Genomic DNA, 24,929 nt, shown 5'->3' on the forward strand with positions numbered 1-24,929 from the left:
CGCACGGCGCGCACAGCAAGTCCATCTGATTCGAAGCCCTTTGGAGTCCCCGATGTTCCGCACCAGCCGCCTCGCCGCCGCCGCCGTCCTCTCCGCCCTGCTCTGCGCCGCCACCGTCACCACCGCGGCCGCGGCGACCACCACCCCCGGCAGCATCAGCTGGGATGCGCCGAAGCCGCAGGTCGCTGTGAACAGCATCAGCTGGGACTGACCTTCCATGAGGGTCATCAGAGCCCCCCTTATGGGTGCCCCGCCGGCCGGCGCCACCGATTCGGTCCTCGCCGTCGTACACGATCTGCTGTGGGCACACGCCCTCCCTTCCGACGGCCTCGAGCACATCACGTCCCGCCGGGCCGAACAGGGCCTGCGAGTCTTCCTCTTCCTCCAGGCCCCCTCCGACGCGGCGGCCCTGCTGAGTGCCCGAGCGGTTCTCGACCGGTCCCGCTCCCCGCTCCAATCCCTCGGCTACGTCTTGGGTGACCTGCCCGACTGACCACGGGCTTCGTCCGAAGGCCCGGTCCGCAGGCCGCCGCTCGCGGCAGCACCGGACCCCGTACGGCGACACACCCCCAGCCGCACGTCAACAGACTTCCGCTTCACCGGCGTTCCTTCGTGACGCCTGGTGGTCGCTCCGAGCGCCACCGGAAGCCGGTCACGAACGCCGCTCATCGACGACCGGGCACTGCTCCGCGCACCCCGCCGTCCCACCACACCTTTCAGGAGCTTGGCATGAACCTGCCCAACCGCATTGCCCTGTCCGCCGCCGTCGTCGCCGCCCTCACGTTGACCGGCTCCGGCCTGGCCCAGGCGGCCACGCCGCAGGCCGCTGCGCCGGCCATGGCACCGGTCGCTCTCGCCGCCGCGGCCGCCGATTCCGAAGTCGGCGGCGCGATCACCCGGACCGAGGTGATCAGCCGGGCCCAGTACTGGCTCGGCAAGGGCATCCCCTACAACCAGGGCGGCCTCTTCGCGGACTCCAGCGGCCGCAACTACCGCACCGACTGCTCCGGTTACGTCTCGATGGCCTGGCACCTCTCGGACAGCGCCGACACGAGGGCCCTGGCCAACAGCGAGACGGTCGAGATCTCCCGCGGCGAACTCAAGGCCGGGGACATCCTCAACAGCTACGAAGACCACGTCCTGCTCTTCGAGAAGTGGGATGACGCCGCCCACACCACCTTCTCGTACTACTCGTTCGGCTCGACCCCGGTGAAGCACGTCACGGGCAAGTCGATCAGCGACCCCACGATCGATGCCCACCCGAACGGCGACTACAAGGCGCTGCGCTACAAGAAGATCGTCGATGACGCCCCCCAGCGGACGCTGGACCTGACGGGTGACGGGAAGGCGGACATCCTGGGTCTTCAGACGGATGGCACGATCGTGATGGGCCGTGGGTTCGGTGACGGGTTCACCGACTACCACCAGATCAGCAGCGGCTACACGGGTATGGGGGCCCGTCTGTCCTTCGCCGATGTCAACGGTGACGGCAAGGCCGACATCCTGGGCCTGCAGGACGACGGCACGGTCGTGATGGGTGTGGGCACGGGGAACGGCTTCGGCAATTTCCACACGGTCAGCACCGGTTACAAGGGTATGGAGGGTCGTCTCTACTTCGCCGATGTCACGGGTGACGGCAAGGCCGACATCCTGGGTCTGCAGGACGACGGCACGGTCGTGATGGGCCGCAGCTTCGGTGACGGCTTCACCGACTACCACCAGATCAGCTCCGGCTTCAAGGGCATGGGTGCCCGGCTGTCCTTCGCCGATGTCAACGGCGATGGGAAGGCCGACATCCTGGGTCTGCAGGACGACGGCACGGTCGTGATGGGCCGCAGCTTCGGTGACGGCTTCACCGACTACCACCAGATCAGCTCCGGCTACAAGGGCATGGAAGGCCGCCTCTACTTCGCCGATGTCAACGGCGACGGCAAGGCCGACATCCTGGGTCTGCAGGACGACGGCACGGTCGTGATGGGCCGCAGCTTCGGTGACGGCTTCACCGACTACCACCAGGTCAGCAGCGGCTACGCAGGGATGAAGGGCCGCCTCTACTTCGCCGGCTGACCCCGCGCCTCGGCGCCCGCAGTGGGGCTCTGCTCCCTCCGCCCGGACCGGAGCCCCGCGTGCGCGCCACCCCTTCCGCAGTCTTCTGATCCATCACCCCAGAAAGAGTCGCTCTTCCGCCATGCGCACACTTCGCCGGACCATACGCAACTCCGCCACCGTCGCCGCGATGGCAGCCACCATCGCGGGCTCCTGCCTGATGGCCTCAACTCCCGCCAGCGCGGCGGCAGTCTCCACGTGGGACAAGGTCGCCGAATGTGAGGCCTCGGGGAACTGGAGCGCCAACACCGGCAACGGGTTCTACGGCGGCCTGCAGTTCACCCCGTCCACGTGGGCCGCGTACGGCGGCACGGACTACGCCTCCTCCGCCCACCTCGCCACCAAGCAGCAGCAGATCCTCATCGGGGAGAAGGTCCTCAAGGGGCAGGGCGAGGGCGCGTGGCCGAACTGTGGACCGAAGTACGGGCTGGGAGACGACCACCGGGACCCGTTCCCCGCGCAGCGGACGCTGGACCTGACGGGTGACGGTAAGGCCGACATTCTTGGGCTTCAGACGGATGGCGCGATCGTGATGGGTCGTGGGTTCGGTGATGGGTTCACCGACTACCACCAGATCAGCAGTGGTTTCACGGGTATGGGTGCGCGTCTGTCCTTCGCCGATGTGACGGGTGACGGGAAGGCCGACATCCTGGGCCTGCAGGACGACGGCTCGGTCGTGATGGGCGTGGGTACGGGGAACGGGTTCAGTAACTTCCACACCGTCAGCTCCGGTTACAAGGGTATGGAGGGTCGTCTCTACTTCGCCGATGTCACGGGTGACGGCAAGGCGGACATCCTGGGTCTCCAGGACGACGGCACGGTCGTGATGGGTGTGAGCACGGGGAACGGCTTCACCGATTTCCACCAGATCAGCAGCGGCTTCAAGGGCATGGGTGCCCGGCTGTCCTTCGCCGATGTCAACGGCGACGGCAAGGCCGACATCCTGGGTCTCCAGGACGACGGCTCGGTCGTGATGGGTGTGGGCACGGGGAACGGGTTCGCCAACTTCCACGCCATCAGCTCGGGCTACAAGGGCATGGAGGGGCGCCTCTACTTCGCCGACGTCAACGGTGACGCCAAGGCCGACATCCTCGGCCTCCAGGACGACGGCACGGTCGTCATGGGCCGCAGCACCGGCGACGGCTTCACCGACTTCCACCAGGTCAGCAGCGGCTACGCAGGGATGAAGGGCCGCCTCTACTTCGCCGGCTGAGCCGCACGGAGCCACACCATCCCGTTCGAGGGGCGGTCCCACCCGGGACCGCCCCTCGCGGTGTCCCGGTCCGGGCCACCCGGCAGTGCCGGGCGCGGGGCATCAAGATCGCAGGGCGTCTCCGACGAGGCGGACGTAGCGGTTCCAGTCCCAGTGGGGGCCCGGATCCGTGTGGTCGGTGCCCGGGACCTGGGAGTGGCCCAGGATGTGTTTGCGGTCGGCGGGTATGTCGTACCTCCGGCAGATGTCGGCGGCCAGTCGCGCCGAAGCCTCGTACATCGCGTCGGTGAAGTCCTGCGGCCGGTCGACGAAGCCGACGTGCTCGATGCCGATGCTGCGCTCGTTCATGGAGCGGTTGCCGGAGTGGAAGGCGACATCGAGCTCGCGCACCATCTGCTCTATGTGGCCGTCCTGGCCGACTATGTAGTGGGCCGACGCCTTGTGGAACGGATTCTTGAAGGCGTCCACCGAGGACTCGAAGCTGCCCTGTGTGACATGGACGACTATCCGGTCCACCCGGTAGTCGGCCGGCCGGTCCGCGAGCCGCCAGTTCGCCGGCGAGGCGGCCGTCCAGGAGGCCCCCGCGTGATCCAGCGCACCTTCCTGGCGCGGTTTCGTCACCCCGGGCACCAGCCACCAGGCCCGCCCGATCTCCTCGCGCCCGGCGACCGCCGCCACCGCGAGGACTCCCAGCCCGCCGAAGAGCACCGCCCTGCGCGTACGCCCGGGCTTCCTGCTCCCCGACTCGGCCGGGCCCCCTGCGGTCCCCTTGCCTGCCTTGTTGCCCTTGCTCCCCATGGTGATCCACCCCCCAGAGCCGATAACGCGCTGTGACCCGGCGCGGTTCCCCGTACCCTGGACGGTGCTATGACTGAGAACCTGCCGAGCAGCACCCGCCCCCTTCGCGTCCTGGCCGCCATGTCCGGCGGCGTGGACTCCGCCGTCGCCGCCGCCCGCGCGGTCGAAGCCGGGCACGACGTGACCGGTGTCCACCTCGCGCTCTCCGCGAACCCGCAGTCCTTCCGGACCGGAGCCCGCGGCTGTTGCACGATCGAGGACTCCCGCGACGCCCGCCGCGCCGCCGACGTCATCGGCATCCCCTTCTACGTCTGGGACCTCGCCGAGCGGTTCCGCGAGGACGTCGTCGAGGACTTCATCGCCGAGTACGAGGCCGGTCGCACCCCGAACCCGTGCCTGCGCTGCAACGAGAAGATCAAGTTCGCGGCGCTGCTCGACAAGGCCCTGGCCCTCGGCTTCGATGCCGTGTGCACCGGCCACTACGCCACCGTCGTCCTGACCGAGGACGGTGCGCGCGAGCTGCACCGCGCTTCCGACATGGCCAAGGACCAGTCGTACGTCCTCGGCGTCCTCGACGAGAAGCAGCTCGCCCACGCGCTCTTCCCGCTGGGTGACACCCTGACCACCAAGGAAGAGATCCGCGCCGAGGCCGAGGCGCGGGGCCTGGCCGTCGCGAAGAAGCCCGACAGCCACGACATCTGCTTCATCGCCGACGGCGACACCCAGGGCTTCCTCGCCGGCCGGCTCGGCAAGGCCGAGGGCGACATCGTCGACGAGGCGACCGGCGAGAAGGTCGGCACCCACGAGGGCGCCTTCGGGTTCACCATCGGCCAGCGCAAGGGCCTGCGGATCGGCCACCCGGCCCCCGACGGCAAGCCGCGCTACGTCCTCGACATCTCTCCGGTGAACAACACCGTCACCGTGGGCCCCGTAGAGGCCCTCGACGTCACGGCCCTCACGGCGATCCGCCCGCGCTGGTGCGGCTCCACGGCCGCCGCCCCGGGCACGTACACCGCGCAGCTGCGCGCCCACGGCGGCGAGACCGAGGTCTTCGCCGAAATGGCCGACGGCGAACTGCGGGTCTCCTTCACGGAGCCGGTGCGCGGCGTGGCCCCCGGCCAGGCGATCGTCCTCTACGACGGCACGCGCGTGGTCGGCTCCGCGACCATCGCGACGACCACCCGGGCAACGGCCGCCGCGGTCTGAGGCGGCGGTCAGACCACCGTCAGGACGATCTTGCCGGTGGTCCGGCCCCGCTCGCCGATCTCGTGGGCCTTCGAGGCCTCGGACAGCGGCAGGACCGCGTCGACGAACGGGCGCAGCTTGCCCTCGGCCACGAGCGCGGCGATGGCCTTCAAGCCGGCGTAGTCGGGCTCGACGAGCGTCCAGCCGGTGCGGAAGCCCTCGGCCTCGGCCGGCACCTCGTCGGGGCCGTTGAGGGTGATGAGGTGCCCGCCGGGGCGCAGCACCTTCAGCGAGCGCGTGCCGTAGTCGCCGCCGATGGTGTCGAGCACGACGTCCACTGCGGAGACCGCGTCCTCGAAGGCCGTGGTCCGGTAGTCGATCACCTCGTCCGCCCCGAGCGAGCGGACGAGATCGTGCTTGGCGGCGCTGGCCGTCCCGATCACGTACGCGCCGAGCGCCTTGGCGATCTGGACGGCGAAGTGCCCGACGCCGCCGGCGGCCGCGTGGACGAGCACCCGCTGCCCGGCCCGCAGGCCCGCGGTGTCGGCCAGCGACTGCCAGGCGGTGAGCGCGGCCAGCGGGAGGGCGGCGGCCTGGACGTGGTCGATGGAGGCGGGCTTGCGGGCGAAGTGCCGCGCCGGGGCCGCCACGTACTCGGCGTACCCGCCGGCCGGGACCGGGAAGCGCGGCATGCCGAAGACCTCGTCGCCCGGCTGGTAGAGGGTCACGCCGGGTCCGACGGCCTCGACCGTGCCGGAGACGTCCCAGCCGACCATCGGGATGGGCCCCCAGGGGATGAGCGCGCCCGAGGCCCGCGTCTTCCAGTCCACCGGGTTCACGCCGGCCGCGTGGACCCGTACGAGGATCTCGCCGAAGCCCGGCTCCGGCCGCTCGATCTCGGTCTCGGTGAGAACTTCGGGTCCGCCCCACTGGCTGACGACGATGGCGCGCATGGTGTTTCTCCTACGGTCGGTGTTGCTGTGCGACCAGCTTCGGCGCGGGGAGGCCGCCGTGGTATTGGCCGTACGGCCACCATGTGACAGGATCTGGCCATGCACCGTGTCGCTGTACTCGCCCTCGAAGGTGTCCCTCCGTTCGAGCTCGGGATGCCCTCCCGGGTCTTCGGCAATGCCTATGACGACGACGAGAACCCCCTCTACGAGGTCACGGTCTGCACCGCCGACGGCAAGCCCGTGGCCAGCGACGCGGGCTTCACCATCGGTGTCTCCTCGGGTCCCGAGGCGCTCGCCGCGGCCGACACGGTGATCATTCCGCCCACCCATGCCATGGACGAGCTGACCCGCGGCGCACCCCTCCCGCAGACGCTGACCGACGCCCTCGCCGCGATCCGGCCCGGCACCCGGATCGTGTCGATCTGTACCGGTTCGTACGTGCTGGCCGCGGCCGGACTGCTCGACGGCAGGCCCGCGACCACCCACTGGTACAAGGCCGCCGAGTTCCGGCGGGCCTTCCCGCGCGTCAAGCTCGACGAGGACGTGCTCTTCGTCGACGACGGCGACATCCTCACCTCGGCCGGGGTGGCCGCCGGCATCGACCTCCTCCTCTACCTGGTGCGCGCCGACCACGGCACCGCGGTGGCCAACCTCGCCGCGCGGCTGTGCGTCGTGCCGCCCTGGCGTGACGGCGGGCAGGCCCAGTACATCGTCCGGCCCGTCCCCGAGCCCACCGTCGCCACCACCACCGCCACCCGCGCCTGGGCCCTGGAACGCCTCGCCGAGCCGATCGCCCTGGCCGAGCTGGCCGCCCACGCCCGGATGAGCCTGCGCACCTTCACCCGGCGCTTCCGCGACGAGGTGGGCATGACCCCGGTGCAGTGGCTCACCGGCCAACGCATCGAAATCGCCCGCCAGTTGCTGGAGTCCAGCGACCTCCCCGTCGACCTGGTCGCCCACCGCTCGGGCTTCGGCTCAGCCAACTCCCTGCGCCAGCACATGCGTTCCACCCTCGGCGTCTCCCCGATCGGCTACCGCCGCACCTTCCGCATGACCCCGGAGGTAATCGACCGCGCGGCGGCCGGCTGACAGGCTCGTTCCAACGGCCCGGAACACCGGGTCCCCGGACCAGGGAGAAGAACATGACCGCCTACGCCATCGGACACCTGCGCCCCGAGACCATGAACGAAGAGATCCTGCACTACATGGGCGTGGTCCAGTCGACGATGGACCCCTTCGAAGGCCGGTTCCTGGTGCACGGCAAGCAGGTCGAGGTCATGGAGGGCCCCTTCCCCGGCTCGGTCGTCGTGATCGCCTTCCCGGACATCGAGAGCGCCCGCGCCTGGTACGCCTCCGACGCCTACCAGGCGATCCTCCCGGAGCGCACCCGCCACATAGCGGGCGAGGTCGTCCTGGTCGAGGGCGTCGCCCCCGACTACGACGCGTCGGCGACGGCTGCCCGCCTCCGCGAAGCCGCCGGCCTCTGAGGGCGGGCCCCGGACGACGGCCCCCGACGACGGCCCCGGACCTCCGGCGGGTCCGGCGGTCCGGGCCCAGCGGGCCTCCGGACCCGGTCAGGGTGCGAGCATGGGCGGTATGGCTACTCACCTGATCACCGGTGCCGGGTCCGGCATCGGCGCCGCCGTCGCGGACCGACTGCACGCCCGTGGCGACGACCTCGTCCTGCTCGCACGCGACGCCGCCCGCGCCAAGCAGCTCACCGGCCGGTACCCCGGATCCACCGCCCTGGTCGGAGACCTCGCCGACCCCGACCGGCTCTCCTGGGCCTTCTCCAAGCAGGCCATTCCCGAGCGGATCGACTCCCTCCTCCACATCGCCGGGATCGTCGACCTCGGACCCGTCGGCGAACTGCGCCCCAAGACCTGGCACCAGCAGCTCAACGTCAACCTCATCGCCCCCGCCGAGGTGACCCGCCTGCTGCTCCCCACCCTGCGCGCCTCGCACGCCACCATCGTCTTCGTGAACTCCGGCGCCGGCCTCGCCGCCCACGCCGAGTGGAGCGCCTACGCCGCCTCCAAGCACGGGCTCAAGGCCCTCGCCGATTCGCTGCGCGAGGAGGAGAAGGCGAACGGCATCCGCGTCACCTCCGTCTACCCGGGCCGCACCGCCACCCCCATGCAGGCGAAGGTCCGCTCCCAGGAGGGCGAGTCCTACGACGCCGCCGACTGGATCGACGCCGAGTCCGTCGCGACGACCATCGTGATGGCCGTGGACCTGCCCCGCGACGCCGTGGTGTCCGACCTCTCCGTGCGGCCCGGCCGGTGACCGCCTCGGCGACGGGGGTCGGCTCGCTGCCCGGCGGGGACGCCCGCGAGGCCGCCAAGACGGTCACGGGCTCCTTCGAGGAGTTCCCGTACCTCGCCGAGCTGCCCGCCCGCGGGCCCGGCGCGGACATGATCGGCCGGTCGCTGGGGCTGCTCGTGGACATGTACGCGCACGTGGAGCCGAGCGGCTGGCGGATCAGCGACCGGCCCGGCCGCGACAGCAAGCGGGCCCGCTCCTGGCTCGGCGAGGACCTCGACGCCCTCGAGGAGTTCACCCAGGGCTACCAGGGGAAGCTCAAGGTCCAGGCCGTCGGGCCGTGGACGCTGGCCGCCGCCCTGGAGACCCACGGCGGCGAGGCCATGCTCCACGACCCGGGCGCCTGCCGGGACCTGGCCGGATCCCTCGCCGAAGGCGTGCGCGAGCACCTGGCGGACGTGCAGAAGCGCATCCCCGGCGCCGAGATCGTGCTCCAGTACGACGAGCCCTCGCTCACCTCGGTCCTGCTCGGACGGGTGCGCTCCGCCAGCGGCTACCGCACGTACCGCGCCGTCGACCGGCAGGTCGTCGAGGGGACGCTGCGCGAGCTGTTCGCCGTCCACGACGGGGAGGTGATCGTGCACTCCTGCGCACCCGAGGTCCCCTTCGCGCTGTTGCGACGCGCCGGCGTCTCGGGCGTGTCGTTCGATTTCTCCCTGCTCACCGAGCGCGAGGATGACGTCATCGGGGAAGCCGTCGAGGACGGCATGAAACTCTTCGCCGGAGTGGTGCCCGGCACCGACGGCCCGTTGTCGGACCCGGGCGGTAGCGTCATGGGGGTCAGGAAGCTCTGGCGCAGGCTGGGGCTGGCCCCGGGGACTCTGGCGGAGTCCGTCGTGGTCACCCCCTCGTGCGGTCTGGCGGGCGCTTCGCCCGCCTACGCGCGGGCGGTTCAGGCGCACTGCGTCAGGGCGGCGAGGTCGCTCGCCGACAACCCTGAGTGATGGATTGAGACGGGCCACGGGAGGACACGGCATGGCAGCCGAACAGAAGCAGGGCAGCGAGACGGCCGTACCGGCGGCGGTGCGCGAACAGCACGCGCTGCTCGCCGAGCAGGTCGAGGAGCACCGCTTCCGGTACTACGTGAACGACCAGCCGGTCGTCAGCGACGCCGAGTTCGACAAGCTGCTGCGCTCCCTGGAGGCGCTGGAGGCGGAGTACCCGGAGCTGCGCACGCCCGATTCGCCCACCCAGAAGGTGGCCGGGGCGTACGAGACGGGCTTCGCCTCCGTCGAGCACCGCGAGCGGATGCTCTCCCTCGACAACGCCTTCGACGACGAGGAACTGGCGGCCTGGGCCGAGCGCGTGGCCCGGGACGCCAACACCTCCGACTACCACTACCTGTGCGAGCTCAAGGTGGACGGCCTCGCCGTCAACCTCACCTACGAGAACGGCCGCCTGACCCGTGCCGCCACCCGCGGCGACGGCCGCACGGGCGAAGACATCACGCCCAACGTCCGCACCATCGCCGAGATCCCGGACCGCCTCAAGGGCGACCGGATCCCGGCCCTGGTCGAGATCCGCGGCGAGGTCTTCTTCCCGATGGAGAAGTTCGAGGAGCTCAACGCCCGCCTCGTCGAGGCCGGGGACAAGCCCTTCGCCAACCCGCGCAACGCGGCGGCCGGTTCGCTGCGCATGAAGGACCCGAAGGTCACCGCCAGCCGCCCGCTGCACATGGTGGTCCACGGCCTCGGCGCCCGCGAGGGCTTCGAGATCGACAAGCTCTCCCACGCCTACGAGCTGCTGCACGAGTGGGGCCTGCCCACCGCCAAGCACAACAAGGCGGTGTCCTCGCTCGCCGAGGTCCGGGAGTTCATCGCGTACTTCGGCGAGAACCGGCACTCCGTCGAGCACGAGATCGACGGGGTCGTCGTCAAGCTGGACGAGATCCCGCTCCAGGGCCGCCTCGGCGCCACCGCGCGCGCCCCGCGCTGGGCCATCGCCTGGAAGTACGCCCCCGAAGAGGTCAACACCAAGCTGATCGACATCAAGGTCGGCGTGGGCCGCACCGGGCGCGTGACCCCGTACGCGCAGGTGGAGCCGGTGACGGTGGCGGGCTCGGAGGTGGAGTTCGCGACCCTGCACAACCAGGAGGTCGTCAAGGCCAAGGGCGTGCTCATCGGGGACACCGTCGTACTGCGCAAGGCGGGCGACGTCATCCCCGAGATCCTCGGTCCGGTCACGGACCTGCGGGACGGCAGCGAGCGGGAGTTCGTCATGCCGGCCGAATGCCCCGAGTGCGGGACGCCGCTGCGGCCGATGAAGGAGGGCGACATCGACCTGCGTTGCCCCAACGGGCAGGGATGCCCGGCGCAGTTGCGCGAGCGGCTCTCCTACCTCGGCGGCCGCCAGTGCCTGGACATCGAGAACTTCGGTGAGGTGGCCGCGGCCGCGCTCACCCGCCCCCTGGAGCCGGCCGACCCGCCGCTGCACGACGAGGGCGGCCTCTTCGACCTGACGATCGAGCAGCTGCTGCCCATCAAGGCGTACGTCCTCGACAAGGACAGCGGGCTGCCCAAGCGGGACCCGAAGACGGGCGAGGAGAAGATCGTCCTGGTCTTCGCCAACCAGAAGGGCGAGCCCAAGAAGAACGCCCTGTCGATGCTGGAGAACATCGCGGCCGCCAAGGACCGCCCGCTCGCCCGCATCATCAACGGCCTGTCGATCCGTCACGTCGGACCGGTCGCCGCCGAGGCGCTCGCCCGCGAGTTCAGGTCCATCGAGCGCATCGAACAGGCCACCGAGGAAGAACTGGCCGCCACCGACGGGGTCGGCGCGATCATCGCGGCCTCCCTCAAGGAATGGTTCTCCGTCGACTGGCACCAGGAAATCCTGCGCAAGTGGCGGGAAGCCGGTGTCCGGATGGAGGAGGAAGGTTCCGGCGAGGAAGAGGGCCCGCGTCCACTGGAGGGGCTGACCGTGGTCGTCACCGGCACTTTGCAGAGCCACACGCGGGACGGCGCGAAGGAGGCCCTGCAGAGCCTCGGCGCCAAGGTGACCGGGTCGGTGTCGAAGAAGACCTCGTTCGTCGTGGTCGGTGACAATCCGGGCTCCAAGTACGACAAGGCAATGCAGTTGAAGCTCTCCGTCCTCGACGACGCCGGGTTCGCCGTCCTCCTCGAAGAGGGCCCGGACGCGGCCCGCGCGGCCGCGCTTCCGGTGGTCGGCGCCGCCGAAGCGGAGTAGCGAAGGCGAACAGATGCGTGGCGTGCGGCCGTGGGAGCGGGCGCACGCCAGGCGCTCGGGGCGGTGGCACCCGGAGGCGAACGGCCGGTACACGGCGGCCGCAAGGCCGGTACAAGGCTGGTCGAGGCGTGGTTGGCTGTCGGATCATCAGACGGGTGACTGGAGGGTCCTGGTCCAAACTCACCCGTTCGGCGGATACCGTACTGATGAGGATGGCTGGGTCGTATTCGGGCAACCGCCGCCGACCGCTGCCCCTGGGTGCCTCTCGCGTCCTACTGTTGAGGGGTGCGCCCGTCGTGCACGGCTGCTTGATGCGTATCCAGTCGTGATGGCATGACATCGGGGCCATTGCGTGGCATCGGCATTGCCGGCTGTGAGAGGGACGGGCATGAAACCCACCGAAAGCGCCGACCCGTCACCAGATTTCGGCGGGGAACTCCCGCCGGTGCGGGCGGGCCGACTCGGTGTCCTGCGTTCCAGGACACCTGATTCCCGGCCGCTCGGCACCGGCACCGGACCGGGCGCGGGCGGAGCCGGGCTGCGGCACGCCGCGCTGCCCTTCGTCGTCGTGGGCGTCGCCGCCGTGGTGCTCGCCGTCGGCATCATCACCGCCCTGACAAGCAGTCATGCCCTGTTCCCCGGGGGCGCGGTCGGCTGGGCGCTCGCCCTGCTCACCGGCATCATCGTCGGCCACCTCGTCGCGCTGGGCCGCGACCGCTGGTGGGGCGGCACCGGTTCGGGCGCCGCCCTGACCCTCGGCGTCCTCATCCTCTACGGATGGGTCCCCGCCGGCCTGGTCTCCCTCGCCGTGGTCACCCTCGTCGGCGCGGCCCGCCGCCACCGCTGGCGCCAGGGACTGCTGCACGGCTCCACCGACATCCTCGGGATCGGCGCGGGCGCCCTCGTACTCGCCGCCTCCGGCCAGGACCCTTCCGTCGAGCACCCGTGGCTGCCCACCAGCTGGGGGATCGAAGCGATCCCCGAAGTCATCCTGGTGGCCCTCGCCTACCTGCTCGTCACCCGCATCCTGCTCTGGCTCGCCCTCGCGCCGAGCGGCGGGGGACTGCCCACCGTGGCCCGTACCGCACTGGTGCGCCAGGCCCTGGTGGCCGTCGCCCTGCTCGGCATCGCCCCGCTGATCTGCGTGGTCGCCGAAGCGCAGCCGGTCCTGCTGCCGCTGTTCGCCGTACCGCTGATCGCCCTCGACTCCACCCTGTGGATCGCCCGCGCCCGCGCCGAGGAACAGCTGCGCGACCCGCTGACCGGACTGCCGAACCGGCAGTGGCTCCTGGAGCGCGCCTGGAGCGCCCTCGACCAGGCTGAACGTTTGGGCACCCGCTCGGCGCTCGTCCTGATCGACCTGGACCGCTTCCGCGCGGTCAACGACACCCTCGGCCACCTCGCCGGCGACCGGCTGCTCCTGCAGATAGCGGACCGGCTGCGCCAGGCCCTGCCCCCGGACGCCGAGGCCGCCCGCCTCGGCGGCGACGAGTTCGCCGTCCTGCTCCCGCTCGCCGACTCCACCACCAGCGCCCAGCGGGTCGCCCGACACCTGGTCGCCGAGCTCAGCTCCCCGCTCGACCTGGACGGCCTGACCCTGGTCCTGGAGGCCAGCGCCGGCCTCGCCGTCTTCCCCGACCACGCCCTCGACGCCGAAGGACTGCTGCGCCGCGCCGACGTCGCCATGTACCAGGCGAAGCGGGACCGTACGGGCGTCGAGGTCTACGAGTCCAAGCGTGACAGCAACACCCCCGACCGGCTCGGCCTGCTGGGCGACCTGCGGCGCGCGCTCGACGCGGGCGAAGTGGAGCTCCACTACCAGCCCAAGGTCCGCTTCGACGGACAGGTGGCGGGACTCGAAGCGCTGGTCCGCTGGGTCCACCCGGAGCGCGGGCGGGTCTCCCCGGACGAGTTCATCGCCATCGCCGAGACCTCCGGACTGATGCCGCACCTGACCGAGTACGTACTGGAGACCGCGCTCGCGCAGGTCGCCCGGTGGCGGGCCCAGGGCCTCAAGGTCCCGGTCGCCGTCAACGTCTCGCCGCGCGACGTCCACACCCCCGGCTTCGCGGGCGCCGTGGCCGCGCGCCTCGCCCGGCACGGGGTCCCGGCGAGCGGGCTCCAGCTCGAAATAACGGAACACGTGCTGCTGGAGGACCCGCAGCGGGCCGCCGACACGATGGCGGGCCTGACGGGCCACGGCGTGAAGATGTCCCTGGACGACTTCGGCACCGGCTACTCCTCCCTCGTCCACCTGCGGCGGCTGCCGGTCAGCGAGCTGAAGATCGACCGCTCCTTCGTGGCCCGGCTGGCGGTGGACGCGCAGGACGCGGAGATCGTCCGCTGCACGGTCGACCTGGCCCACTCGCTCGGCCTGCTGGTCGTCGCCGAAGGCGTCGAGGACGACGAGACCTGGGAGCGCCTGCGCGACCTCGGCTGCGACGCCGTCCAGGGCTGGCTCGTCGCCGCCGCGATGCCTCCGCAGGAGGCCACGGCCTGGCTGCTGGCCCGCGGCGAGCGGGGCTGGCGCCGCCCGGCGGACATCACGGCGGAACTGGCGGCGGAGGCCGCGGCCGCGCAGACGCAGTGAGGTACTTCGAGGCACCGGCGGTGCACGTGCCTTCGGCGGAGGATCCGCCGTCCGTCTTCCTGGCGGGCGGGATCACCCACTGCCCGCCGTGGCAGCCGCAGGCGGCGCGCGCCCTGGCCGACTTCGTCGTCCTCAACCCGCGCCGGGCGGACTTCGACGTGTCCGACCCCTCGCAGACGGACGTCCAGATCGCGTGGGAGTACCGGCACCTGATGCTGGCCGACGTGACGCTGTTCTGGTTCCCGGCGTGTGACGCTGCGCTGACGGTGCAGCCGATCACGCTGTACGAGCTCGGCGCGGCCGTGGCCGTGCCGGCCCGGCGGCTGGTCGTCGGCGCCGACCCGGGGTACCCGCGCCGCGCGGACGTCGTGGCGCAGCTCGCCCTGGCCCGCCCGGACCTCCCGGTCCACCGGACGCTGCCCGAAGCCGTGGCCGCGGCCCGAGCCCAGCTGACCGCCCTCGGCTGACCCGCCGCCCTGCGGGACTCCGCCCCGTGCGGCGCGGCCCGCAGGCGGCCCCGCCGCACGGGCGGAATCGGGCCCGCGCACGAGGCTCCGTACCGCCCCGGAGGAAACCGGGGCGTCGACCAGGGGCCGAGCCCCATAGGATTGGGCCTGAAACCTACACACTCACCACCCCCAGAGGATCGCTGCATGCCTGGCATCACGCGCGAGGAGGTCGCCCACCTCGCTCGGCTGGCACGTCTGGAGCTGAAGAGCGAAGAGCTCGACCACTTCGCTGGACAGCTCGACGACATCATCGGCGCGGTCGCCCGCGTTTCCGAGGTCGCCGACCAAGACGTTCCGCCGACCTCCCACCCGCTGCCGCTGACGAACGTCATGCGCGCGGACGAGGTCCGTCCTTCGCTCACCCCCGAGCAGGCGCTCTCCGGCGCCCCCGCCCAGGAGCAGCAGCGTTTCAAGGTGCCGCAGATCCTTGGTGAGGACTAAGAACATGACCGACACGCACAGCATCATCCGGCTCACGGCCGCCCAGACCGCCGAGAAGATCGCCTCCGGCGAGCTGACGGCCGTCGAGGTCACCGAGGCCCACCTGGCCCGCATCGAGGCGACCGACGAGAAGGTCCACGCCTTCCTGCACGTCGACCGCGAGGGCGCCCTCGCCCAGGCCGCCGCCGTGGACGCCAAGCGCGCCAACGGCGAGAAGCTGGGCCCGCTGGCCGGCGTCCCGCTCGCGCTCAAGGACATCTTCACCACCGTCGGGGTTCCGACGACCGTGGGTTCGAAGATCCTCGAAGGCTGGATCCCGCCCTACGACGCCACCCTGACGCGCAAGCTGAAGGAGGCCGACGTCGTCATCCTCGGCAAGACCAACATGGACGAGTTCGCCATGGGGTCCTCGACCGAGAACAGTGCTTACGGGCCCACCGGCAACCCCTGGGACCTCACCCGGATCCCCGGCGGCTCGGGCGGCGGCTCCGCGGCCGCGCTGGCCGCCTTCCAGGCGCCCCTGGCGATCGGCACGGACACCGGCGGTTCGATCCGCCAGCCCGCCGCCGTCACCGGCACCGTCGGCGTGAAGCCCACCTACGGCGCGGTCTCCCGATACGGCATGGTCGCCTTCTCCTCCAGCCTCGACCAGGGTGGCCCCTGCGGCCGCACCGTCCTGGACACGGCGCTGCTGCACGAGGTCATCGCCGGCCACGACCCGCTGGACTCCACCTCCATCGACGCCCCGGTCCCGCCGGTCGTCGAGGCCGCGCGCAACGGCTCGGTGGCCGGCATGCGCGTCGGTGTGGTCAAGCAGTTCGCCGGTGAGGGCTACCAGGCGGGCGTCGTCCAGCGCTTCAACGAGTCGGTCGAGCTCCTCAAGGAGCTGGGCGCCGAGATCGTGGAGCTGGACTGCCCGTCCTTCGACCTCGCGATGGCCGCGTACTACCTGATCGCGCCGTCCGAGTGCTCTTCCAACCTCGCCCGTTTCGACGCCATGCGCTACGGCCTGCGCGTCGGCGACGACGGCACCAAGTCCGCCGAGGACGTCACCGCCCTGACCCGCGAAGCCGGTTTCGGCGACGAGGTCAAGCGCCGCATCATCCTCGGTACGTACGCGCTCAGCTCCGGCTACTACGACGCGTACTACGGTTCCGCCCAGAAGGTCCGCACGCTCATCACGCAGGACTTCGAGAAGTCCTTCGAGCAGGTCGACGTGATCGTCTCCCCGACCACGCCCACCACCGCCTTCCCGATCGGTGAGCGCACCGACGACCCGCTGGCGATGTACCTCGCGGACCTGTGCACCATCCCGACCAACCTGGCCGGCAACTCCGCCATGTCGCTGCCCTGCGGCCTGGCCCCGGAGGACGGTCTCCCGGTCGGGCTGCAGATCATCGCCCCGGCGATGAAGGACGACCGGCTGTACAAGGTCGGCGCCGCCGTCGAGGCTGCCTTCGTCGCACGCTGGGGTCACCCGCTGCTTGAGGAGGCTCCGTCGCTGTGAGTTCGAGTGCGCTGTCCAAGGCCAAGGGCTTCAAGAAGTCCAAGTCCGGTACGTACCTGTCGATCGGCACCACCGCTTTCGGCGCCTTCAGCGTGGTCAAGCAGGCCAAGAAGGCCCGCAGCGAGCACGACACGCTGAAGCTGATCGACGCCGTCGTGTCCGCCGCGGCCATCGTCACCGGCCTCGCGATCCTGTACCGCGAACTGAAGCGTCTCGGCGACGACGACATCCTGCTGGGCTGAGAGGGAATTTCCACTGTGACTGCCATCGAACTGCTGTCGTACGAGGACGCCCTCGCGTCGTACGACCCCGTCATGGGCCTCGAGGTCCACGTCGAGCTCGGCACGAAGACCAAGATGTTCTGCGGCTGCTCGACCGAGCTGGGCGCCGAGCCCAACTCGCAGACCTGCCCGGTCTGCCTCGGTCTGCCCGGCGCGCTGCCGGTCGTGAACGAGATCGGCATCGAGTCCGCCATCAAGATCGGTCTCGCGCTGAACTGCGAGATCGCCGAGTGGTGCCGCTTCGCCCGGAAGAACTACTTCTATCCGGACATGCCGAAGAACTTCCAGACCTCCCAGTACGACGAGCCCATCGCCTTCAACGGCTTCCTGGACGTCCAGCTGGAGGACGGCGAGATCTTCCGCGTGGAGATCGAGCGCGCCCACATGGAGGAGGACACCGGCAAGTCGCTGCACGTCGGCGGCGCCACCGGCCGTATCCACGGCGCGTCCCACTCCCTGCTGGACTACAACCGCGCCGGCATCCCCCTCATCGAGATCGTCACCAAGCCGATCGAGGGCGCCGGCGAGCGGGCCCCCGAGGTCGCCAAGGCGTACGTCGCCGAGCTGCGCGAGGTCATCAAGGCGCTCGGCGTCTCCGAGGCCCGCATGGACAAGGGCCAGATGCGCTGCGACGTCAACCTGTCGCTGCGCACGAGCCCCGAGGTGCCCATGGGCACCCGCAGCGAGACGAAGAACGTCAACTCGCTGCGCTCCGTCGAGCGCGCCGCCCGCTTCGAGATCCAGCGCCACGCGGCGGTGCTCTCGTCCGGCGGCTCGATCGTGCAGGAGACCCGGCACTTCCACGAGGAGGACGGCTCCACCACGGCCGGCCGCATCAAGGACAACGCCGAGGACTACCGGTACTTCCCGGAGCCCGACCTGGTCCCGATCGCCCCGGCCCGCACCTGGGTCGAGGAGCTGCGCTCGGGCCTGCCCGAGATGCCGCGCGTGCGCCGCAACCGCCTCCTCCAGGAGTGGGGCGTCACCGAGCACGACATGCAGTCGATCCTCAACGCGGGCGCGGTGGACTCCATCGTCGCCACCATCGAGGCCGGCGCCGACTCGACCGCCGCCCGCAAGTGGTGGATGGGCGAGCTGGCCCGCAACGCCAACGAGCAGGGCGTCGTCGTCGACGAGCTGCCCATCACCCCCGTCCAGGTCGCGCGCGTCGCGGCCCTGGTCGCGGCCGGTGAGCTCAACGACAAGCTGGCCCGCCAGGTCCTCGAAGGCGTCCTCGCCGGCGAGGGCACCCCGGACGAGGTCGTCGAGAAGCGCGGTCTGAAGGTCGTCTCGGACGAGGGCGCGCTCGGCGCGGCCGTGGACGAGGCCATCGCGGGCAACGCGGGCATCGCCGACAAGATCCGCGGCGGCAAGATCGCCGCCGTCGGCGCGCTGGTCGGAGCGGTCATGAAGACCACCCGCGGCCAGGCCGACGCGGCGCGCGTCAAGGAGCTCATCCTGGAGCGCCTGGGCGTCTCCGAGTAGTTGGAGTAGTTCGCACCGTACGCAGACGGCGGCCCCGCACCGGTTCTCCGGTGCGGGGCCGCCGTCGTACGGGCCTGCGGGGGCTACCGCTTGAGCTGGGGGGCGGCGATGACGGTCGTGCCGTTCTCGCAGCCCTTGTCCACCTTGATGCTCAGCCGCAGGGCGCCGCTCACGTCCACGGTGTGGGTGATCGGCTTGCCCAGTTCCACGAGCTCGGAGAAGGCGGCGGGCTGGCCGTCGAGCGAGATGGTGACGCGCCCCTTCTTGTTCGTCGAGCCGTCGTCGATCCCCGCGGTGAACTCCAGCGTCTTCCACTCGCGGTTGAGGTCGAACTCCGCCTGGGCGTCGAAGTTGCAGCTGGGGGTCTGGATGAAGGCGGCCCCGTACTGCTTGGTGTTGATCTTGGCGGGCCCGACGTCGAACCCGCCCAGGTCCTTGACCGGACCCATGACCGTCAGGTCGGCGGCCTTGATGTCCGGTGCGATCCCCGACGGGGGCTGGGAGCCCGTGGCGGTGGGCTGGGCTGTAGGAGTGCCGGCCTCGGAGGCCGACGCCGATGCCGACGGTGCGGGTGTCGGGTTCGTGGAGGCCGAGGGGGATACGGGGGACGAGGCGGCCTTGTCCCCGCCGCCCGCCGTGTTCCCGCCGCCCGAGTCCTTCTTGTCCCCGATCAGCTTTACGCCGATCACCGCGCCGCCGGCCACGACCAGCACCGCGAGCACTGCCCCGAGCACCAGCCCGGTACGCCGCTTCTTGCGCGGGGGCGGTACGGCTGCCGGTTCCGTACGGGACTCGGCCACGGGCGCGGGACCGTACCCCTGCGGCACGCTCGCCTGCACCGGCGGCGGGCTGTACGCCGGCTCGGTGGGCGGCGGGGTGTACACGGGCTCGGCAGGCGGCGGGACGTAGACCGGCTGCGCGGGCGGAGGCGTGTACGCCGGCTGTGCGGGCGGAGGCGTGTAGGTCGGCTGGGGCGGGGCCACGGGCTTCGGCGGAGCCGCGGCCTGTGCCGGGGGCGCGGCCGGGACCGGCGGCACTTCCCGGACCACCCGCTGCGAGGTGGAGGTGGTGGTGGACACCACGGCATGCCGGATGTCCTTCATCCAGCCGGCCAGGTTCACCGGCCGCTTCAGCGGATCGGAGGCGTAGATGGAGGCGATCCGCGCCCGCTGCTCCGCGTCCAGCACCGCGAACTGCGGCAGCCGTACGAGGGCCTGCGCCAGCAGATCCGGGGTCGAGGGCGGGGATTCCCCGCTCAGCAGGAAGTACGCGATGGCCCCGAAGGCGTACCGGTCCGCGCCCGGGGTCCGCTTCCCGTCGAAGACCTCGGGAGCCGCGTAGCCTGGGGTGAACCACACCTCGGCGGTCTGGTGGTCGGCGGTCAGCTTGCTGAGGCCGAAGTCCACCAGGGTGGCCTGCCCGTGGGCGTCGACCATGACGTTGCCGGGGGAGAGGTCACCGTGGATGACCTGGCGCCCGGACGGGGTGGCCTTCCCCGAGTGCAGCCAGTCCAGTACGTCGGCCAGCTGTTCCAGCGTGCGCATCACCTCGCGCCGCTCGGCGGCGGTGGCGAGCGTCCGCTCGGCCCGCCAGTCGCGCAGGTCCAGCCCGTCGACGTGGTTCATGACGAGCACGAGGGCCCGCCCGGTCAGCGTCCCGGACTCGCCGGGCCGGTGGATCGGCGGCCCCTCGAAGTGCTCCCGTACGCCCACGACGCCCGGCCGGTGGACGAAGCGCAGCAGTTCTGCCTGCTCGTTCCACTTCTGGCTGATGCGGTCGAAGACGTCCGGGGTGATCGTGGTCTTGGAGTCGAGCACCTTCACCACGACGGGCTCGGACCCTCCGGCGAGCTCGATCTCCGCGAGATAGAGCACGGCTTCCCCGCCGCGTCCGATGGAACGGAGCAAGCGGTAGCGGTCTGCTGCCGCGTCCGGCCCGATGTGCAGATTCTGGCTGGTCAATTTCCCCCCAGCGCCAAGTTATTGATGGATTGACAGCTTCCCGTGCGGTGGTTGGCGGGGTCAATGGGAATCGGCCCCCGCACCCCCATCGGGCCTCCGGGGCAGGGGCCCGGCAGACTGTGCGCGGGGAAAGCGGACTCGGGAGGGGGACCGGTGGAAATCGGTGCGATGGTGATCGCCGTGACGGGTGTCGCGGGCACGCTGGGGGGCGCGCTGCTGTCCCAGCGGGGCGCGGCGCGCGCAAAGGCCCGTGAGATCGAACTCGTGCGCAGGCACGACGCGTTGCGCGAGAACCTGCTGCTGCGGCGCACCTGCTACGCGGACCTCAACCGGGACGCACGGCAGTTCGCCACCGCCCTCAACCGGCATCTGCACGCGATGCGGGAGCGCGGAGTGGAGGACGCCGACCGGGCCGCGCTGGACGTCGCGAAGGATGCCTTCCGCGATCGCTACTCCGAAGCCCAGATGATCGCCCCCGACCCCGTCCTCGCACCCGCCACAGTGGTCAATCACGCCCTGTCGGGCGTCTACGGGCAGGTGAAGCGCCTGGAGCGGGGTGCGCCGGACCCGGGGGAGTCGATGGAGTCGGCGTCGGAGGCCCAACAGGGCGTCTGGGGCCCGCTCCGGGAGATGCGGGCAGCCATGCGCGCCGACCTCGGAGTGTCGGGCGGGCAGCCGGGCCCGCCGCCCCCTCCCCGCATGTAAGCGGTCTGTCGGCACCCGTACCCAACACATGATTCTGTAGCGGTCGATAGTTAAAGCGTGTACGGTTCTTTCTGTAGCGACCGCTACGGAAACTAGGGGGAACCTCATGGGCACCGCACTGACCAGCACCTACGCCCGTACCGTCCGCAAGGAGAGCGGCGGGCCCGGCCTCCTGCTCGCGCACGGGGGAGGCGGTTCGGTGGAGTCGAATTTCGGTCCGATCCTCGATGTCCTGGCCGAAGGCCACAGTGTCGTGGGAGTCGACTATCCGGGTACGGGAGGGACCCCGCGGGCCACCGGGCCGCTGGAACTGGACGTGCTCGCCGATGAATTGGTGGCCGCCGCCGACGCCGAGGGGCTGGAGCGGTTCGCCGTGCTCGGGTACTCCCTCGGCGGGAACGTCGCCGTGCGCATCGCCGCCCGGTATCCCGAGCGGGTCACCGGGCTCGTGCTCACCGCCACCTTCGCCCGCGCCGGGCAGTGGCTCGGGCTCATCACCGACCTCTGGTCGGAGCTGTCCCGGCGCGGGGAGGACGAGCTGCTCGCGCAGCTCCTCGTACCGCTCACCCTCAGCCCGCAGGCGCTGGAGGGGCTGACCGAGGAGCAGGTGGCGGCGGCCGTGCGCGCCACCGCCGCGTCCTTCCCGCCCGGCGGCGGGGACCACGCCGCGCTGGTCAAGGGGGCGGACCTGAGCGCCGAACTCGCGCGGATCGACGTACCCGCGCTCGTCATCGCGACCACCGCCGACCGCCTCGTACCGCTGGAGCTCCAGCGGGAGGTGGCCGACGCGCTGCCCGGCGCCCGGTGGGCGGAACTGCCCACCGGACACCTGCCGTTCGCCGAGCTCCCGCAGGAGTGGGCGGCGCTGGTCAGCGGATTTCTGGCAGAGCTCCCGACACGTCGAGGATGAGCAGACGGGCCTGCTTGGCCGGGAGGTGGACCTCGGGCAGGTCGATCTCCGGGAGCTCCACCTCCGGACCGAGCACGAAACCGGTGCGCTGCAGGCGGACGATGGCCTTGACGTTGCGGGCGTCCGGCTCGGCTATGACGCGGCGGGTGCCGGGGTCGGACAGGACGTACGTCATGAAGACGGCCATCAGGGACGCGGTGAAACCGGCCTCCGCGGCGCCGTGGTCGGGGCCGATCAGCAGGTGCGCGCCGACGTCCCCGGGCTGGACCTCGTAGCACTCGCTCACCCGGTCCTCCGCGCAGTCGTACGTCTGGAACAGCGCGACCGGCTCCCCGTCGCGCCGGGCGAGGTACGCGTGGTGGGTGGTGCGGCGGTCCACGTCCGCGTAGATCTCCTCGACCAGCTCGCGGCTGGCGCCCCCCATGCCCCAGAAGGCGGCCCGCTCCTCGTTGACCCAGCCGTGGATCAGCGCGGAGTCGGCGGCGGGGTCGACGGGGGCCAGGGTGACGGTGCCGAAGCCCTCGACGGTCTGGGTGTGGACGGCGGGCCGGGTGGCGGGGGAGGTGGTCATGCGGATTCCTTGGTGAGGCGGGCCCAGTCGGTGACGACCGGGACGAGTTCGCAGCGCGCCCAGAGCGGGAGCTGGTCGCGGTGGTGGGGGCTGCCGGTGACTCCGTCCGCGCCCAGCGGGACCGCCCAGAGGCTGTCCTCGCGGCGGGCCAGGTCCCAGACGTAACGGGCCGCCGATGCGCGGGCGGTGAGGTCGGTGAAACCGGGGACGGTGGAGGTGGCGTTCACGCAGTCGTGGTCGCCGCCGAGCCCCGGCCACTCGGCGTCCGGATCGGGCAGCGCGGACCAGGGCGCCAGGCGGTGGACCTCGGACCAGGGGGTGTCGGGCGCGCCCGCGGCCGCCGTCTCCTCCAGGGCTGCGCGGACGTGTCCGGCCCGGTCCAACGCGGGCAGGAGGCTGGTGGTGAGCAGCCCCTCCAGGGCGTAGCCGACCCGGGGGAGCAGGTACAGCCAGGGGTGGAACACCTCCGGGCCGTCCGGTGCGTCGGCGAGGCCGGCGAAGACCGGGTCGGCGGCGAAGCGGCGTACGGTCGCCGCCCGGAAGGCCGAGAAGACGGTGGCGTCGGCGCTGTCCGCGTCCATGTGCCGGTCCCAGCCGAGCAGTCGGGCGCGCAGCGCTTCGGCGGCGGGGGAGAGGCCTTCGAACCCGGGCAGCAGGGCGAGCAGCGGCGCGGCGGAGGCGAGATGCGTGTCCGCGTGTACGCCGGCCATCGCCTTCGGCGTCCAGTCCGCCGAGCCGGAGAGCAGCTCGCGGATGCGGTTGGCGCGGTGCGGGGGCGCGAACTCCACGCCCAGCGGCGAGGCGATCCCCCGCGCGTTCGCCATGACGGCGAAGCCCTGGACCGGCTCGGCGGGGGTCTGCGCCCAGCCCTGCCAGACGTGGCGGGGGTCGGAGGCGGGGACGGGGCGCAGCCGGTTCGAGGGGTCGCGCAGCGGGACGGCCCCGGCGACGCGGTGCAGCAGGCCGCCCTCGGAGTCGGCGGCGTGGACCACGTTGACGGGCTCGGCCCAGCCGTCGAGGGCGGCGTCGACGTCGGCGACGCTGCGGGCGCGCAGCAGGGCGGGCAGCGCGGCGAAGCCGAGGTCGCGACGGACGCGGGGCGGATAGCGCAGCGAGAGGGTCTGGCCGCTTCGCTCCCCTTCCGGCCGCACGACGACCGGACCGCGGGCGGTCTCCAGCACCTCCACCTCGACGGGCTCGGCTCCGGCCACGACGATGGTCTCGGTGCGGCGGTCGACGCCCTCCCACACTCCGTCCGGCCCGAGCGCCTCGATCCGGCCGCTCTCGAGCTCCCGCAACTGCTCCTCGTACAGGTCCTGGTAGTCCGCCATGGCGTTGGTGATGGCCCAGGCGACGCCGCCGGTGTGCCCGAAGTGGGCGAGGCCGGGAACGCCGGGGACGGCGAGGCCGAGGACGTCGTACTCAGGGCAGGAGATACGTATCTGCTGGTACACGCCCGGGTCCTCGATGAACCGGTGCGGGTCGCCCGCGATGATCGCCGCCCCCGTGGCGGTCCGGCCGCCCGGCACCAGCCAGCCGTTGCTTCCGGCGGTGCCGGGGCCGTCGGTGGCGAACAGGGTGGCGGCCTCGTCGCCGAGGACGCGGGCCACGCGATCGCGCCACAGCTTCGTGGCGAAGCCGGCGAAGAGGATGTGGGTGGAGATCCAGATGGCGAGCGGAACCCAGGGCTCCCAGGGCTCGGGGGCCTGCACGAAGCGAGGGTCGCGGGCGGCGCCGGAGGCCAGCCCGTCGTTGACCCCGGCGACGTAGGCCCGGACCCAGTCGGCAGTTTCCGGGTCGAGGGCCTCATAGCACTGGCGCGCGGTGTCGGCGAGGCGGCTCTGGCGGGCGAAGCGGTCCCAGGGGACGGACTCGGGGCCGAGGAGGGAGGCGCTCGCACCCTCGGCGCGCAGTCGCTCGATCTCCAGCTGCCAGGCGCGGTCGAGGGCGGTGGTGCGGCCCTGGGCACAGGACAGGCGCAGCGGATCGGGGGCGCGGAGGTGCGGGATGCCCCAGGCGTCCCGGTAGAGCTCGTAGTTCTCTCCGTACGCGTTCGCGTCGTCGGTGCTGCTCTCGTCGGTGCTGCTCACACGGCTCACACTCTTCCCCAAGTGCATTTAGGTTAGGCTGCCCTAACTATAAGGGGAAGGTGGGAGTGCGATGAGCGTCGCGAGCGGGGCGGACGGGACGGCAGGGACGGCCGGAA

General features: G+C 71.4%; 23 protein-coding genes. 18 read left to right on the forward strand and 5 right to left on the reverse strand.

Annotation, left to right across the window (positions count from 1 at the left end):
- Window positions 1-52 precede the first annotated feature (52 nt).
- The 4 genes from OG490_RS26060 (at window position 53) to OG490_RS26075 (ending at window position 3,319) form a co-directional block, all read left to right on the forward strand.
- Window positions 53-211, forward strand: a complete 159-nt coding sequence (locus OG490_RS26060; protein ID WP_330298699.1) for a hypothetical protein — start codon at window positions 53-55, stop codon at window positions 209-211.
- Between the two features lie 30 nt (window positions 212-241).
- Window positions 242-493 (forward strand): hypothetical protein, encoded by a 252-nt coding sequence (locus tag OG490_RS26065; RefSeq protein WP_330298700.1) that lies wholly within the window; start codon window positions 242-244, stop codon window positions 491-493.
- A 236-nt stretch (window positions 494-729) separates the two neighbouring features.
- Entirely contained in the window at window positions 730-2,067 is a 1,338-nt protein-coding gene (locus OG490_RS26070; protein WP_330298701.1) for a C40 family peptidase, read from the forward strand.
- Between the two features lie 169 nt (window positions 2,068-2,236).
- The gene (locus OG490_RS26075; RefSeq protein WP_330298702.1) at window positions 2,237-3,319 is read left to right on the forward strand and encodes a transglycosylase family protein; all 1,083 of its coding nucleotides are present in this window, start codon (window positions 2,237-2,239) and stop codon (window positions 3,317-3,319) included.
- Between the two features lie 102 nt (window positions 3,320-3,421).
- Here OG490_RS26075 and OG490_RS26080 read toward each other — a convergent pair whose 3' ends face one another.
- Window positions 3,422-4,117, reverse strand: a complete 696-nt coding sequence (locus OG490_RS26080) for an N-acetylmuramoyl-L-alanine amidase (protein WP_330298703.1) — start codon at window positions 4,115-4,117, stop codon at window positions 3,422-3,424.
- A gap of 69 nt (window positions 4,118-4,186) precedes the next feature.
- Here OG490_RS26080 and mnmA point away from each other — a divergent pair, with 69 nt between their 5' ends.
- Window positions 4,187-5,323, forward strand: a complete 1,137-nt coding sequence (mnmA, locus tag OG490_RS26085; protein WP_330298704.1) for a tRNA 2-thiouridine(34) synthase MnmA — start codon at window positions 4,187-4,189, stop codon at window positions 5,321-5,323.
- Window positions 5,324-5,331: 8 nt separating this feature from the next.
- Here mnmA and OG490_RS26090 read toward each other — a convergent pair whose 3' ends face one another.
- The gene (locus OG490_RS26090; protein ID WP_330298705.1) at window positions 5,332-6,255 is read right to left on the reverse strand and encodes an NADP-dependent oxidoreductase; all 924 of its coding nucleotides are present in this window, start codon (window positions 6,253-6,255) and stop codon (window positions 5,332-5,334) included.
- 99 nt (window positions 6,256-6,354) lie between these two features.
- On the opposite strand from OG490_RS26090, the gene OG490_RS26095 reads away from it, so the two are divergent.
- The 11 genes from OG490_RS26095 (at window position 6,355) to gatB (ending at window position 18,576) form a co-directional block, all read left to right on the forward strand.
- Window positions 6,355-7,344 carry a GlxA family transcriptional regulator gene (locus OG490_RS26095; protein WP_330298706.1) on the forward strand — a complete coding sequence of 330 codons (990 nt, stop codon included), beginning with the start codon at window positions 6,355-6,357 and terminating at the stop codon, window positions 7,342-7,344.
- Between the two features lie 53 nt (window positions 7,345-7,397).
- Window positions 7,398-7,742, forward strand: coding sequence for a DUF1330 domain-containing protein (locus OG490_RS26100; protein ID WP_330298707.1), 345 nt, complete (start codon window positions 7,398-7,400; stop codon window positions 7,740-7,742).
- Between the two features lie 109 nt (window positions 7,743-7,851).
- Window positions 7,852-8,541, forward strand: a complete 690-nt coding sequence (locus OG490_RS26105; RefSeq protein ID WP_330298708.1) for an SDR family oxidoreductase — start codon at window positions 7,852-7,854, stop codon at window positions 8,539-8,541.
- Window positions 8,538-9,521: a methionine synthase gene (locus OG490_RS26110; protein ID WP_330298709.1), complete on the forward strand. Its 984-nt coding sequence runs from the start codon at window positions 8,538-8,540 to the stop codon at window positions 9,519-9,521. Before OG490_RS26105 ends, OG490_RS26110 begins: the two co-directional genes overlap by 4 nt.
- Window positions 9,522-9,552: 31 nt before the next feature.
- Window positions 9,553-11,763, forward strand: coding sequence for an NAD-dependent DNA ligase LigA (gene ligA, locus OG490_RS26115; RefSeq protein ID WP_330298710.1), 2,211 nt, complete (start codon window positions 9,553-9,555; stop codon window positions 11,761-11,763).
- Window positions 11,764-12,151: 388 nt separating this feature from the next.
- Entirely contained in the window at window positions 12,152-14,353 is a 2,202-nt protein-coding gene (locus OG490_RS26120; protein WP_330298711.1) for a putative bifunctional diguanylate cyclase/phosphodiesterase, read from the forward strand.
- A gap of 20 nt (window positions 14,354-14,373) precedes the next feature.
- The gene (locus OG490_RS26125) at window positions 14,374-14,820 is read left to right on the forward strand and encodes a nucleoside 2-deoxyribosyltransferase domain-containing protein (RefSeq protein ID WP_330298712.1); all 447 of its coding nucleotides are present in this window, start codon (window positions 14,374-14,376) and stop codon (window positions 14,818-14,820) included.
- A gap of 186 nt (window positions 14,821-15,006) precedes the next feature.
- On the forward strand, window positions 15,007-15,303 hold the full coding sequence (gene gatC / locus OG490_RS26130; RefSeq protein WP_007266718.1) for an Asp-tRNA(Asn)/Glu-tRNA(Gln) amidotransferase subunit GatC: 297 nt from the start codon (window positions 15,007-15,009) through the stop codon (window positions 15,301-15,303).
- Window positions 15,304-15,307: 4 nt separating this feature from the next.
- Window positions 15,308-16,810 carry an Asp-tRNA(Asn)/Glu-tRNA(Gln) amidotransferase subunit GatA gene (gatA, locus tag OG490_RS26135; RefSeq protein WP_330298713.1) on the forward strand — a complete coding sequence of 501 codons (1,503 nt, stop codon included), beginning with the start codon at window positions 15,308-15,310 and terminating at the stop codon, window positions 16,808-16,810.
- Window positions 16,807-17,052: a hypothetical protein gene (locus tag OG490_RS26140; RefSeq protein WP_330298714.1), complete on the forward strand. Its 246-nt coding sequence runs from the start codon at window positions 16,807-16,809 to the stop codon at window positions 17,050-17,052. Before gatA ends, OG490_RS26140 begins: the two co-directional genes overlap by 4 nt.
- A 15-nt stretch (window positions 17,053-17,067) precedes the next feature.
- On the forward strand, window positions 17,068-18,576 hold the full coding sequence (gatB, locus tag OG490_RS26145; protein WP_330298715.1) for an Asp-tRNA(Asn)/Glu-tRNA(Gln) amidotransferase subunit GatB: 1,509 nt from the start codon (window positions 17,068-17,070) through the stop codon (window positions 18,574-18,576).
- A gap of 83 nt (window positions 18,577-18,659) precedes the next feature.
- Here gatB and OG490_RS26150 read toward each other — a convergent pair whose 3' ends face one another.
- The gene (locus OG490_RS26150; protein WP_330298716.1) at window positions 18,660-20,537 is read right to left on the reverse strand and encodes a protein kinase domain-containing protein; all 1,878 of its coding nucleotides are present in this window, start codon (window positions 20,535-20,537) and stop codon (window positions 18,660-18,662) included.
- A 153-nt stretch (window positions 20,538-20,690) separates the two neighbouring features.
- On the opposite strand from OG490_RS26150, the gene OG490_RS26155 reads away from it, so the two are divergent.
- Both OG490_RS26155 and OG490_RS26160 read left to right on the forward strand, forming a co-directional pair.
- The gene (locus tag OG490_RS26155) at window positions 20,691-21,242 is read left to right on the forward strand and encodes a hypothetical protein (protein WP_330298717.1); all 552 of its coding nucleotides are present in this window, start codon (window positions 20,691-20,693) and stop codon (window positions 21,240-21,242) included.
- A 106-nt stretch (window positions 21,243-21,348) separates the two neighbouring features.
- Entirely contained in the window at window positions 21,349-22,152 is an 804-nt protein-coding gene (locus OG490_RS26160; RefSeq protein WP_330298718.1) for an alpha/beta fold hydrolase, read from the forward strand.
- Here OG490_RS26160 and OG490_RS26165 read toward each other — a convergent pair.
- Together OG490_RS26165 and OG490_RS26170 are read right to left on the reverse strand one after the other, a co-directional pair.
- Window positions 22,112-22,723 carry a GNAT family N-acetyltransferase gene (locus OG490_RS26165; RefSeq protein WP_330298719.1) on the reverse strand — a complete coding sequence of 204 codons (612 nt, stop codon included), beginning with the start codon at window positions 22,721-22,723 and terminating at the stop codon, window positions 22,112-22,114. The two genes, OG490_RS26160 and OG490_RS26165, sit on opposite strands and share 41 nt — an antisense overlap.
- The gene (locus OG490_RS26170; RefSeq protein ID WP_443065879.1) at window positions 22,720-24,840 is read right to left on the reverse strand and encodes a penicillin acylase family protein; all 2,121 of its coding nucleotides are present in this window, start codon (window positions 24,838-24,840) and stop codon (window positions 22,720-22,722) included. The genes OG490_RS26165 and OG490_RS26170 overlap by 4 nt, the downstream gene beginning before the upstream one ends.
- Between the last annotated feature and the right edge of the window lie 89 nt (window positions 24,841-24,929).

The sequence above is a fragment of the Streptomyces sp. NBC_00503 genome, assembly GCF_036346895.1.
Taxonomy (GTDB): Bacteria; Actinomycetota; Actinomycetes; order Streptomycetales; family Streptomycetaceae; genus Streptomyces.

Bases quoted from the DNA above. Each gene is read 5' to 3' on its own strand.
- OG490_RS26120 (WP_330298711.1), top strand. From the start codon at position 12,152: ATGAAACCCACCGAAAGCGCCGACCCGTCACCAGATTTCGGCGGGGAA.
- OG490_RS26170 (WP_443065879.1), bottom strand. From the start codon at position 24,840: ATGCACTTGGGGAAGAGTGTGAGCCGTGTGAGCAGCACCGACGAGAGC.
- OG490_RS26070 (WP_330298701.1), top strand. From the start codon at position 730: ATGAACCTGCCCAACCGCATTGCCCTGTCCGCCGCCGTCGTCGCCGCC.
- gatC (WP_007266718.1), top strand. From the start codon at position 15,007: ATGCCTGGCATCACGCGCGAGGAGGTCGCCCACCTCGCTCGGCTGGCA.
- OG490_RS26080 (WP_330298703.1), bottom strand. From the start codon at position 4,117: ATGGGGAGCAAGGGCAACAAGGCAGGCAAGGGGACCGCAGGGGGCCCG.
- OG490_RS26105 (WP_330298708.1), top strand. From the start codon at position 7,852: ATGGCTACTCACCTGATCACCGGTGCCGGGTCCGGCATCGGCGCCGCC.
- gatA (WP_330298713.1), top strand. From the start codon at position 15,308: ATGACCGACACGCACAGCATCATCCGGCTCACGGCCGCCCAGACCGCC.
- ligA (WP_330298710.1), top strand. From the start codon at position 9,553: ATGGCAGCCGAACAGAAGCAGGGCAGCGAGACGGCCGTACCGGCGGCG.
- mnmA (WP_330298704.1), top strand. From the start codon at position 4,187: ATGACTGAGAACCTGCCGAGCAGCACCCGCCCCCTTCGCGTCCTGGCC.
- OG490_RS26095 (WP_330298706.1), top strand. From the start codon at position 6,355: ATGCACCGTGTCGCTGTACTCGCCCTCGAAGGTGTCCCTCCGTTCGAG.
- OG490_RS26160 (WP_330298718.1), top strand. From the start codon at position 21,349: ATGGGCACCGCACTGACCAGCACCTACGCCCGTACCGTCCGCAAGGAG.
- OG490_RS26100 (WP_330298707.1), top strand. From the start codon at position 7,398: ATGACCGCCTACGCCATCGGACACCTGCGCCCCGAGACCATGAACGAA.
- OG490_RS26060 (WP_330298699.1), top strand. From the start codon at position 53: ATGTTCCGCACCAGCCGCCTCGCCGCCGCCGCCGTCCTCTCCGCCCTG.
- OG490_RS26090 (WP_330298705.1), bottom strand. From the start codon at position 6,255: ATGCGCGCCATCGTCGTCAGCCAGTGGGGCGGACCCGAAGTTCTCACC.
- OG490_RS26165 (WP_330298719.1), bottom strand. From the start codon at position 22,723: ATGACCACCTCCCCCGCCACCCGGCCCGCCGTCCACACCCAGACCGTC.
- OG490_RS26075 (WP_330298702.1), top strand. From the start codon at position 2,237: ATGGCAGCCACCATCGCGGGCTCCTGCCTGATGGCCTCAACTCCCGCC.
- OG490_RS26065 (WP_330298700.1), top strand. From the start codon at position 242: ATGGGTGCCCCGCCGGCCGGCGCCACCGATTCGGTCCTCGCCGTCGTA.